The 11,602-nt window shown below is 36.8% G+C and carries 12 protein-coding genes and 1 tRNA gene; 6 read left to right on the forward strand and 7 right to left on the reverse strand.

Features of this window, described 5'->3' with window-relative positions:
- Positions 1 to 67 precede the first annotated feature (67 nt).
- Positions 68 to 838, forward strand: coding sequence for a YwqG family protein (locus Q9M50_08565; protein ID MDQ7090683.1), 771 nt, complete (start codon positions 68 to 70; stop codon positions 836 to 838).
- 25 nt (positions 839 to 863) lie between these two features.
- Here the strand turns inward: Q9M50_08565 and Q9M50_08570 are convergent.
- From Q9M50_08570 to rep, 4 genes are all read right to left on the reverse strand, one after another.
- Positions 864 to 940: transfer RNA gene (locus Q9M50_08570), tRNA-Arg, on the reverse strand.
- A gap of 87 nt (positions 941 to 1,027) precedes the next feature.
- Positions 1,028 to 1,261 carry a hypothetical protein gene (locus tag Q9M50_08575; GenBank protein ID MDQ7090684.1) on the reverse strand — a complete coding sequence of 78 codons (234 nt, stop codon included), beginning with the start codon at positions 1,259 to 1,261 and terminating at the stop codon, positions 1,028 to 1,030.
- Positions 1,262 to 1,435 (reverse strand): hypothetical protein, encoded by a 174-nt coding sequence (locus Q9M50_08580; GenBank protein MDQ7090685.1) that lies wholly within the window; start codon positions 1,433 to 1,435, stop codon positions 1,262 to 1,264.
- A 275-nt stretch (positions 1,436 to 1,710) separates the two neighbouring features.
- Positions 1,711 to 3,717, reverse strand: a complete 2,007-nt coding sequence (gene rep / locus Q9M50_08585) for a DNA helicase Rep (protein MDQ7090686.1) — start codon at positions 3,715 to 3,717, stop codon at positions 1,711 to 1,713.
- Between the two features lie 603 nt (positions 3,718 to 4,320).
- Here rep and Q9M50_08590 point away from each other — a divergent pair.
- On the forward strand, positions 4,321 to 5,277 hold the full coding sequence (locus Q9M50_08590) for a LamG domain-containing protein (protein MDQ7090687.1): 957 nt from the start codon (positions 4,321 to 4,323) through the stop codon (positions 5,275 to 5,277).
- 130 nt (positions 5,278 to 5,407) lie between these two features.
- Here Q9M50_08590 and Q9M50_08595 read toward each other — a convergent pair whose 3' ends face one another.
- Genes Q9M50_08595 through Q9M50_08605 form a run of 3 tightly spaced genes read right to left on the reverse strand, consistent with a single transcriptional unit; the run spans position 5,408 to position 6,995 of the window.
- Positions 5,408 to 5,983 (reverse strand): BON domain-containing protein, encoded by a 576-nt coding sequence (locus Q9M50_08595; GenBank protein MDQ7090688.1) that lies wholly within the window; start codon positions 5,981 to 5,983, stop codon positions 5,408 to 5,410.
- Positions 5,984 to 5,987: 4 nt separating this feature from the next.
- Positions 5,988 to 6,575, reverse strand: coding sequence for a phosphoheptose isomerase (locus tag Q9M50_08600; GenBank protein ID MDQ7090689.1), 588 nt, complete (start codon positions 6,573 to 6,575; stop codon positions 5,988 to 5,990).
- Positions 6,576 to 6,629: 54 nt separating this feature from the next.
- Positions 6,630 to 6,995, reverse strand: coding sequence for a YraN family protein (locus tag Q9M50_08605; protein MDQ7090690.1), 366 nt, complete (start codon positions 6,993 to 6,995; stop codon positions 6,630 to 6,632).
- Between the two features lie 116 nt (positions 6,996 to 7,111).
- Here Q9M50_08605 and Q9M50_08610 point away from each other — a divergent pair, with 116 nt between their 5' ends.
- The 4 genes from Q9M50_08610 (at position 7,112) to Q9M50_08625 (ending at position 11,557) form a co-directional block, all read left to right on the forward strand.
- On the forward strand, positions 7,112 to 7,882 hold the full coding sequence (locus Q9M50_08610; GenBank protein MDQ7090691.1) for a hypothetical protein: 771 nt from the start codon (positions 7,112 to 7,114) through the stop codon (positions 7,880 to 7,882).
- A 96-nt stretch (positions 7,883 to 7,978) separates the two neighbouring features.
- Positions 7,979 to 10,000 carry a heavy metal translocating P-type ATPase gene (locus Q9M50_08615; GenBank protein MDQ7090692.1) on the forward strand — a complete coding sequence of 674 codons (2,022 nt, stop codon included), beginning with the start codon at positions 7,979 to 7,981 and terminating at the stop codon, positions 9,998 to 10,000.
- 47 nt (positions 10,001 to 10,047) lie between these two features.
- A complete protein-coding gene (locus Q9M50_08620) occupies positions 10,048 to 10,704 on the forward strand; it encodes a hypothetical protein (protein ID MDQ7090693.1) in 657 nt (218 codons plus the stop codon).
- A gap of 271 nt (positions 10,705 to 10,975) precedes the next feature.
- Positions 10,976 to 11,557 carry a Fe-Mn family superoxide dismutase gene (locus Q9M50_08625; protein ID MDQ7090694.1) on the forward strand — a complete coding sequence of 194 codons (582 nt, stop codon included), beginning with the start codon at positions 10,976 to 10,978 and terminating at the stop codon, positions 11,555 to 11,557.
- Positions 11,558 to 11,602 lie beyond the last annotated feature (45 nt).

Consider the following 11,602-nt stretch of genomic DNA (forward strand, 5'->3'; position numbering starts at 1 on the left):
AACTAGAGACTTTACGCAAAAAACGCTATCCTAATTAAATTAACCGTATATTTTAGCAAGGTATCAAATGAGCTTAATTAATTTACAAAAAAACTGGGAACAATTAAAACCCCATGTCAGTCATTTATACCGTTCTGCTTTACGCTTATCTAAAACCAACCAAATAACCCAAACAAAACTGGGTGGAAAGCCGAGCGTTGACTTAAATTCATTTCAATGGCCTCATAGTGGTGGTGAGCCATTAGCCTTCGTTGCCCAATTAGATTTAACCGAATTAGCGCGTACTTTAGTCATCAAATGGCTTCCTATTACGGGGATATTATTATTTTTTTATGATATTGAAACAATGCCCTCAGGACTTAACACCGAGGACAGTGGGTTATGGAAAATTATTTATAGTACCAAGGCGGATACCGAGGCAAATTTTCCTTATCAATTAGCCGCAGAGTTTCAATTTGATACTTATTATTTAAACGCCACTAAAATCACACAATTACCTAGCCTAGAAAGAAGCTATGTAACCGCTTTACAGTTAACGGACGTTCAAAAAATAGCCTATGAAGAACTCTATGACCGAGAAATAGGCGATCAACCATCACATCAAGTGGCAGGGTTTCCTGATTGTATTCATGATGATACTATGGAGAAAAAATGTCATCAACTTGTTGAAACAAAGGGGAATAAAAAAGATAACTGGCGATTATTATTACAGCTTGATAGTGATGAAAATGCAGAGATGATTTGGGGCGATTGTGGTGTGTTATATTTTTGGGTTCGAGAACGCGATGCGTGTGTTGCTAATTTTGATGACGTTAGATTAATTTTTCAATGTTATTAGGTAACAAGGGATTGAAATTTTAAAATGGCACGCCCGAGACGATTCGAACGTCCGACCTCACCCTCCGGAGGGGTGCACTCTATCCAGCTGAGCTACGGGCGCGTGACATAAAGAGGGCGTATTCTAACCGATTCTTAGTCTAATTACGATAATATTATTGTATTTGACCGCTTAAATCTTAAAAAACGGCTATTTTTTTAATTTTTCTTTAAAAATTTTGTTATTTAAAATACCCGTTAAAATCGAAAAAATATCCACACTATCTTCAGGAAATCGAAAGGTATGCACATCTTTTATAAGCTGTTTCGTTTGTCGTTTGAGTAATGAAAATCGCCAAACTTCCCCAATAGTAATCGCCCCATAGATTACTTCAGAAGACAGGTCTTCTTCGTAAATATCCATTGCAATCATTTCAACCGCCAATTAATTAAACCCTTTTTCTAAATCACCTTTTTTTGCTTCAATGACAATCAGTTCTTGCTGAGAACGAAATAAATAATCAATGGTTCCTGCTAATTTATCATTAATATCAACAGAGTATTCAATATTAAGTCTTGCATTTAATGTTTTTATGACGGCATGAAGTAAGGGGGGCAATCATTAATTCACGTTTAGCTATTTCTGAATTCAAAGATACTTTTGGAACTAATAAATAATATGAATCCACTAAAACCTAAAGTAAATTTCGATCAATTTGCTGATTTTTGGGTAATTTAAGTACTTCTATTGAATAATAGATAACCAAATTCCGCAATGATTTCCTCTACTGGATTGGGCATATTAAAATAATCACTAAACGTGTATTTTTTCCCTTCTTTCAGTATCGTTTTAGGCATAAAAATTAGATAGGTAATAAAATATCAGATAAGGGGTCATGATAACCTCATTTTTAAATTCGCAAAATTGGCTTTCCCACGTGCTTTAACCTCTTCTGGGTTAATCGGGTTTTTAGCCGTCCATTCTAAATCATCCGCTGGCAGTTCATCTAAAAATCGACTGGGTTCCGTTTCAGAAACCTCACCATAACGCTTACGGTGCGTACAATAACTAAACGTACAACTGCGTTGTGCGCGTGTAATCCCCACATAAGCTAAACGGCGTTCCTCCTCAATATTATCCATTTCAATACTATTTTGATGCGGTAATAAATTTTCTTCCATCCCAATCAAAAAAACATGAGGAAACTCCAAGCCTTTTGCTGCATGAAGCGTCATTAAGCTCACTTGGTCATCCGCCTCGTCTTCTTCCTGACGCTCTAATATATCCAACAGCATGACTTTAGAAACGACCTCGGATAGTGATTTTTCACTTTCCCCCTCCTCGGCTGTCCCCATTCGTTTTAACCAATCAACCAAATCGGTTACATTTTTTTGCTGACGTTTAGCCGCCTCGGGAGTTTTACTGTTTTCCTTTAACCATTGCTCATAACCAATATCCACTAACATCGTATCAATGGGGGTCAAATTATCATTATTTTCTATGGATTCAGCGGTACGAGTAGTCCATTGACAAAATTTAGTTAATCGCGATACCGCCTTTTCAGGTAATTTTTGGGATAATCCCAATTCTGAACAGGCTGAAAATAAACTAATATGCCGTTCATTCGCATACCCACCTAATTTTTCTAAGGTAGTGGGGCCAATTTCACGCCTTGGGGTATTCACAACGCGCAAAAAAGCCGCATCATCATCGGGATTCACCAATAAACGTAAATACCCCATCACATCTTTAACCTCACTGTAGGAGAAAAAGGAGGTGCTGCCACTAATAAAATAAGGGATATTATTTTCACGCAAACAGTGTTCAAATAAACGTGATTGATAATTACCTCGATATAAAATTGCGTAATCTTGGTAGCGTCCGCCTTGATGAAATTTATGATGAATAATTTCTGAAACCACTTGCTGTGCTTCGGTTTGTTCATTCTTATGAGCTAATACTTTAAGCGGATCGCCATAGCCTAATTCACTCCATAAACGTTTTTCAAATTCATGGGGGTTATTTGCAATTAAATGATTGGCTACGTTTAAAATTCGGCCCATAGAACGGTAATTTTGCTCTAATTTAATAACCTTTAATCGTGGATAGTCTTTTTGTAATTGGGATAAATTTTCAGGTTGCGCCCCACGCCATGCATAAATTGACTGATCATCATCGCCGACAACAGTAAACCGTCCTAAATTTCCCGCTAATAAGCGCACGAGTTCATATTGGGTGATATTGGTATCTTGATATTCATCGACTAATAAGTAGCGAATTTTATTTTGCCATTTTTCTAAAGTCTCTGATGATTGTTGAAATAATAAAACAGGCAATAAAATTAAATCATCAAAATCAACTGCATTATAAGATTTTAAATGTCGATTGTAGGTTTGATATAAAACAGCGGCCTCATGGTGTGATTTATCTTCGGTATTAATCGCTTGTTCAGGCGTAATAAATCCATTTTTCCATGTTCCAATTAAGGTCAAATAATAATCAAGTTCATCAATATCACAGTGTCCGACTCCTTGATTGATAAGGTTTTTTAATAAGGTTTTTTTATCGGATTCATCAAATAAGGTAATACCTGATTTATAGCCTAAAACCTTATGTTCACGGCGTAAAATATCTAAGCCTAAAGAATGAAAGGTTGAAACTCGTAACCCTCGGCTTTGCTGGGCATCTAAAAGTTTTTCAACGCGTGATTTCATTTCACGTGCCGCTTTATTGGTAAAGGTTAATGCGGCGATATGGCGAGCCGCTAAGCCTTTATTGACTAAATGGGCAATTTTTTCAGTAATAACACGCGTTTTACCACTACCCGCGCCTGCAAGAACGAGTAACGGTTGTTCTGTTATTTTTACAGCCGCGTGTTGTTGGGTATTAAGTTTTGACATAGAGACAACGTTGAAATGCAATTTATGAAGAATAATTTTAAAAATATCAAAGGCGATTATCTTTTTTAAATTTGAGTGAACAGGAATAAAAAAGTACCTAATGTCGGCATCTTTAATTTTTCGGTTTACAGTTTAATTTGGAGTCCAATAGCTTTAGCTATTGGCGAGTCACGAAAATAGCTAACGCTATTTTACGCCACATTATTTTTTAAGAATAAAGTGTAAACTACTTTTGAGCTAAATGAAGGATGCCCTCGTTTCAATTGATTTACTAACAAAGATAACAGATTTATATCGTAAGGAACGTTAAAGTTTCAAAGAAGGCGAAGACCTTAATTATCAATCGTATTTTTGCGTAACTGACTACCAACTTAAAACGAGGCAAGTTGAAGTTAAGTCTCGCGCTATAGTGTCCCGTCTTGAATTGGTAGCGGCATAACTACAAGACCTAATTCAAAAAAACACGATGAAATCATTAAATAAAATCGACATATTTATTTTCTATTGCTATTATCTAACAAGCATCATGGCTACTTTTACGGACTCTATAAAGTCTTAACTATCAATAGCTTCATTTGTTTAAACTTACGTTAGGAGTATAAAATGAAAATTCATTCCCTTTTAATAATCACCGCCGTTGGGCTGGTCTTATCTGGAAATGCCCTTGCTGACTTACAAAGTGGTTTAGTCGCTTATTATCCTTTCAATGGCAATGCAAATGATGAAAGTGGCAATGCTAATAATCCAACGGTTAACAATTCGGTCTTAACAACCGATCGACTTGAAAATGCGGAGAGTGCTTACCAATTTGAAAATTCGGTTATAAGTACGCCCACCTCTAATTCTATTTCGCCGACATCCAGTGTCTCTATTTCTGCCTGGGTTTATCCTGATCATAAAGCGGAATGGCATCCGATTATGACTAAACGATTCAGTGAATCAGAAAGTCCCTTTAACTCCTATATTCTTGATTCAAGCAGCAGCAATAGTTCTAATAATAAATGGCGTTTTTGTCTTTCAAATAACAGTCGAAATTCACAAGCCTGTACCGCCGATAATGAGGATTTAAAAACCAATAGTTGGACACAGGTCACAGGGGTTTATACGGGGTCTTATATTAAACTCTATGTTAATGGCCTTCTAAAATCATCACTTTCAAAAACAGGGGCGATTGGTTACACAAGTTTACCCTTACGCATTGGACAAACAGAGGCCAGTGGCGGACAAGGTTTCAATGGAAAAATTGATGAGGTCAAAATTTATAATCGCGCCTTATCGGATTGCGAGGTAAAAGCCTTGTATGATGGAACGGGAACCTGTCAAGACGTGGTTACGACAACCCCCTCAACGACACAAGAACCTACCACATGTGAACCTCAAGTAACTACAGTCGTTGATAAGTCATTACAAGGCACGGTTTCAACCAGTTTAGATATTCATGTCCCTTCAATGAACTACCAATCGCCTAATGGTGTTCTGAATATATGGGCCGACTTCACCTTTCAAGGTAAAAATAATAATGATTTCACTTGGAAATTAAAAGACTTTGGGGAAAATTAAAGGAGGGTAAAAACGAGAATTTAATAACCGCCAAAAGCCCTGTATCAAATAAAAATAGAGGGTGTAAACTGAGTTACGTTATTTCACTTACAAAATAACGTAACCCATAGTTTATATTTTTATCAACGCCTTAAAGGTATTCAAATACTTTAATCACTTTCTTAACACCTGAAACGCGCCGAGCATTTTCAGTGGCGATATACGCTTCTTTTTTATGTACCAAGCCCATTAAAAAAACCTGCGCATTTTCGGTAACCACTTTAACTCGTGTACTATCAAACCCTGGCATATTTGGACTATTACTGAATTTAAGTTTCACTTTTGAGGTAATAAAGCTGTCATTCGAGCGATTCGACAATGAAGAGGGGTAAGCGAGTACCATGTGATTTTGGAGTAAACGAACCCCTGATACGCGTCGGGCCAGTGTGGTTATTTTTTGACGTACGGCATTCCCTGGTGCTTCACCTGTAATTAAAACCACGCCATTAAACGAGGTGACATTAAAATGCGTAAGATCACTAATCGCACTATCACTTAATAATTCTATATTAACGGCAAGCTCAATTTGTTCATCTCTTGCAATATCTCCAAGAGGACGGCGATCATTAAATAATGCAATTCCTGTAATTTCTGACGTACCCACGGCTAAGGGCGAGCAGCCATTAATAAGCATACTAATTATGATAAAAGTAAGCGCTTTAAACATTTTGTTAGTCTCCAAAGAGCTGATGATCAATTAAATCGCATAAGCAATGTGTCATTAATAAATGCACTTCTTGAATACGAGCGGTAGTCTGGGATGAAACTCGTAGTTCTATATCAAATTCAGTCAATATTGAGGCTAATACACCGCCATCTTTTCCTGTTAATGCAATCACTAACATTTGTTTTTCATGAGCTTGATGAACGGCTTTAATGATACTTTCAGAGTTACCGCTTGAAGTATAGACTAATAATAAATCACCGCGCTGTCCTAAAGCGGAAATTTGTTTTGCAAACACTTGATTGTAGTGGTAATCATTGGCAATTGATGTCAGTGTTGAGGTATCGGTTGTTAACGCAATGGCAGGGAGTGCGGGGCGTTCACGTTCAAAACGATTTAACATTTCTGAGGAAAAATGCTGCGCATCGCCCGCAGAGCCTCCATTACCACAGGTTAATATTTTTTTATCATTAACTAAGGTTTCAACAATTTTTTGAGAGGCCAATTCTAAGGTACCACAAAGATTATCGACTGTTTTTTGTTTGGTTTCAATGCTTTCAGTAAAATGATTAATGATTCTTTCTTGTAATGTCATAAATAAATATCAGAGTAAGCTAAAGTGGAAATTGAACGATAAACAGTAGACCTTCTAGGGACATTGAAAGGCATTTTGTATCCAATTTAAGCCCTGTTTAGGTGAAAGGGTAATGACATCAAAACGAATAGGGCAGTCAATAGGATGAGTCATTAAATAATAATGAGTGGTCTTTATTATACGCGCTTTCTTTTTGGCCGTGATGCTTTCTAATGCGCCGCCAAAATGATCGTTTTTACGAAACCGTACTTCGATAATAACCAGTGTTTCCCCTTCTTTCATGATTAAATCAAGTTCACCATATCGGCTATTAAAATTTTTACAGACCAATTTTAACCCTTGCGTTAGTAAATAATCATACGCTTGTTGCTCTGCTATTTGCCCTTGAATTAAATGATCGGGTCGTTGTTTGTTAAACATAAATTTAAATCGTATAAAATAATCAATGGGTTGAGTTTTAGACTATCTACTTGTAAACTGGTTTTATTTGAAAATAAGAATTTTTTTACATACAAAAATGTAAGGAGCAGTCTGTGATGATTAATCTAGTTATTTGGGTTCCCTTAGCGTTAAGTGGGCTAGTCGGTGCATTATATCGTGAACATAAATACAAAAAACGTCAAGAAATTTTGCTGGCAGATGACTTGTTCAATCCATCAAAAAAACGATCAACATCGATGATTGAAGGGGGTGAGCAACAACCTGTTATGGTTGATGATGCGGTTGAATTAACGCATTATAAACGTTCCTCATTTATGGGGTTGGCATTAACCTCATCGTTTGCTTTATTTTATAGCCCCTTTTTATTGGCCACGATTCCTTTACTCACCTACAATACATTTTATTTATTAAGAAGCATACAAAGAACCTCAAAAACAAATAAAACGATTTCAGCGGTTCATATTTTTGAAATAACAAATTTAATCCTCACATTATTAAGTCGGTATTATGTGTGGTCGTCTTTCTTATTAGTACTTTCATTTAATATTCGGACTTTACGACTTAAAGTATTAAATGCTGCTAATATTGGCTTTAAAGAAATTTTAAATGCTAAGTCCTATAACGTTTGGGTTTTACGCGAGCAAATAGAAGTTGAAATTCCGTTTACGGACTTACAAAAATACGATGTTTTAGCGATACACGAAGGAGAGATCATACCTATTGAAGGTATCATTGTAGACGGTCTCGCCAAGGTAGAACAATATTCGATCATAGGAACCCTTCAAACGGTTACTAAACAAACCGATGATGTTGTTTTTGCCTTTACGCGTATAGAAACAGGACAGCTCCATATTCGTTATACCTAATTAATTGATGTTGCCTAATGAATGCTAATGACGTAAAAAAATCACCCCCCCCTGTTCGTTTTAAAATAAATTATATTCCTATCGAGCCTTAATCTTATGATAATTGAATCCAGTATTTTTTTAGGCCTGTATGCAGGACTCCGCTTATTTGAGCGGTACAGCAATAAAACGTTAATTAATTTAAGTTTAGCGCGTCATCCTGTGGCTAAAACGACAACCACGGATGAAAATACGGATTTAAACGAATCGACATCAACCTCGTCAAAAAAAACGGCGGATACAGTAGCCAAAGAAACGGCTAATCATCATTTTAAATTAAGCACGGCCACCATGGGGATGGTTGTTGTCGGTCGTTTTTACCCACCGTTATCGGTCATCTCGTGGGGATTTCTTATTTATAACACCCTGCCGATTTTAAAACAAACAGAAGCCTCCTTGTTTAAAGATAAAGAAATTAAAAATGATTTGTTAACGGCGGTTGTAAGTGTGGCAACCATGGCCATAGGAAGTCCTGTTACCGCCAGCATTCAAATTTGGATTTACCATTTAAGTTGTAAAATGGTAAATAAAAGTAAAGACCTTTCTCATCAGGTCTTAACGGGCGTATTTTCAACGCAAAATAAAAAGGTTTGGTTACTAACCGATAAAACCGTGATTGAAACCCCCTTAGACGATATTAACCTCGGTGATATTCTTATTGTCCGAACAGGCGATATTATTCCTGTTGATGGTGAGGTTACAAAGGGTATTGCCACGTTAGATCAACATGTCTTAACGGGTGAGTCAATGCCTGTTGAAAAAATTAAAGGCGATAGCGTTTTTTCATCCACTCTTATTTTGGCAGGGGAAATTCAAATTTGTGTTCAAAAAGCAGGAGGAGAAACCACGGTCGCACAGTTAAATGAAATTTTAGAAAAAACAGTCGATTACAAATCAAAATCACAATTAAAAGGCGAAAAATTTTCAAATAATATGGCACTGCCTTTATTGGCAGGAGCGGCGTTACTGACACCTTCGTTAGGGGCGGCAACGGCTGTTGGACTCTTATTTAGCGCGCCAACGAATACCGTTCAAATGATGACCTCATTACAAACCTTGAATCATCTATCAAGTTTGGTTAAAAAGGGAATCTTTATTAAAGATGGGCGTGCTTTAGAGAATATTAAAAAAATTGATATTGTTTTTTTTGATAAAACAGGCACCTTGACTGAAAATAAAGCAGAAGTTGAACGGATTATGGTGTGTTCGTCCTACACATCCGATCAAATATTACAATATGCAGCCGCCACAGAAGGGCATTTAAAACACCCGATTGCTAATGCAATATGCCACGAAGCGGTACAGCGTGATTTAGAAGCATTACCGATTGATAATCAGCATTATGAATTAGGCGCGGGGATTAGTGCAAACTACCTTGACGCTAAAATTCGTGTGGGCAGTGTTCGCTTTATTGTTGAATCTGGATTAAAACTACCCAATACACTTCAACAATTACACCTGCAAATACAACAACGCGGACATGTGCTTATTGTTGTTGCGATTGATTTAGAGGTCATTGGTGCGATTGAAATACATCCTCGTTTACGCGTAGGAGCGGCTGACGTGGTCTCCCAATTACATGCACAAGGCATTAAAAAAGTATGTATGATTTCGGGGGATTATCAACAAACAGCCGAGCATGTGGGTCAACAACTTGGATTAGATGAAATTTATGCTGAAATGTTACCGCAACAAAAAGCAGATCTAGTCGTTAAATATCAACAATTAGGACACAAGGTTTGTTTTGTGGGTGATGGCATTAATGATGCACTGGCGATGAAACAAGCGGATGTCTCTATTTCCTTACAAAGTGGTTCCGATGTCGCCTCCGATGTCGCACAAATTGTATTGATGGATGATAAATTAGCCAATATTCCCGACTTATTTACTCTCTCTAATGAATTAGAACAGCGTTTAAAACATGTGATGCTATTTTGGGGGGCTTATGGAATTATAAATATTACCGCGATTAGTACGTTGCATTTACCTTTAGTTAAATCAACCTTGCTTTTTGGTTCTGTGTTTAGTGCCGCAAGTATTCATGCTTTTTTACCGTGGTATAAAAAAGAAGACGTATAATTCACTACTAAACTTTTTCCTTCTCACTTAGCTGTCTAAAATAAATCATGAAAAATACGCGCTTTAACGTTATGTTGCTATTGCTTATCAGTTTATCTGTGCAAGCAAAAGAAGGAACAGATGCGGTGACTGAAAAAGGACAAGGCGTGGTGTTATATTCTAATGGGACGTGGGCATTTAAATTAGAACCGACCTTACCCTTACCTGTTCTAAAAAAAGTCACCCAAGTCAAAAAAATAAAAACAACAAAGGCTGTTGAGCGAGTTAAAAAGAAACCTGTTTTAAAAGGTAAGCGAAATGCCTATAAAATTAGTTATGATGATACCTTGTGGGTAAAAACAAACAGTAATAATAAGGATGCAGATATTCAATTAACCCATAAAAAGGGCAACGGTTATGCAATGGTCATTTTTGATCGAACACCTGTTGATCTTGAAGCGTTAAAAAAAGAAGTCTTAATAACAATGCGTTCTGTCGCCTCCAAAGTTGAAATTATTTCAGCCGAAAAAAAACGTGTTAAAGGCCATCAAATTATGGTGCTAAAAATTAATAGTGTCATTGAAGACCTGCCTTTTTCTTATTTTAATTATTATGCCAGTGGAAAATGGGGAACGGTACAGTTCGTCACCTATACGGCAACCGCATTAATGGCGGATTATGAAGCGGATTTTAAAGCCCTACTGAATGGGTTAGTGATTAAGTAAAGGTAACCTTTTGAGAATGCGACATTTTGTCGCGTGACAATATGTCACATTTTCTTATGCGGATGAGTGCGATACCATAAGGCAACTCTTAAATGCACTCACAGCTAAAGAGTCCTAAAAATTATATCCTCTTCAAGCGACTGACTAAGTCGCTTTTTTTTGCCTTTTTTTAGTCATACGCGCTAATCTTTATTAAAATACTAGGTATTTATAAGAACAGCGGGTATCATTATTTCGTTATCTATTTTTTTAATCACAATTGGAAATTATCATGGCTTTTGAACTTCCTGCATTACCTTATGCAAAAACAGCGTTAGCACCCCATATTTCAGAAGAAACTCTGGATTATCATCATGGTAAACATCATCAAACCTATATTACTAACTTAAATAATTTGATCTCAGGAACTGAATTTGAAAGCTTGTCATTAGAAGAGATTATGGCTAAATCATCAGGCGGTACTTTTAATAATGCGGCACAAATTTGGAACCATACTTTTTATTGGAACAGCTTATCTCCAAATGGCGGTGGTCAACCGAGTGGTAACTTAGCGAGTGCGATTAATGCAAGTTTTGGTTCATTTGAAGCGTTTCAAGAAGCGTTTACTAAATGTGCCGTGACTACTTTTGGCTCAGGATGGGCTTGGTTAGTTAAAGATAAAGAAGGTAACTTATCTTTAGTGAGCAGCAGTAATGCCGCGTGTCCATTAACTGACGGGTTAACACCGTTATTAACTTGTGATGTTTGGGAACATGCCTACTATATTGATTATCGTAATGCACGCCCTAGCTATTTGAAAGGTTTTTGGTCATTGGTTAACTGGGATTTTGCCGCTGCTAATTTTTCCGCTTAAGACATAAGAACTTAATAACATCTGAACTGTTAATGAATGCTGGGG

It is taken from the genome of Methylococcales bacterium, assembly GCA_030949405.1.
Classification (GTDB): domain Bacteria; phylum Pseudomonadota; class Gammaproteobacteria; order Methylococcales; family Methylomonadaceae; genus WTBX01.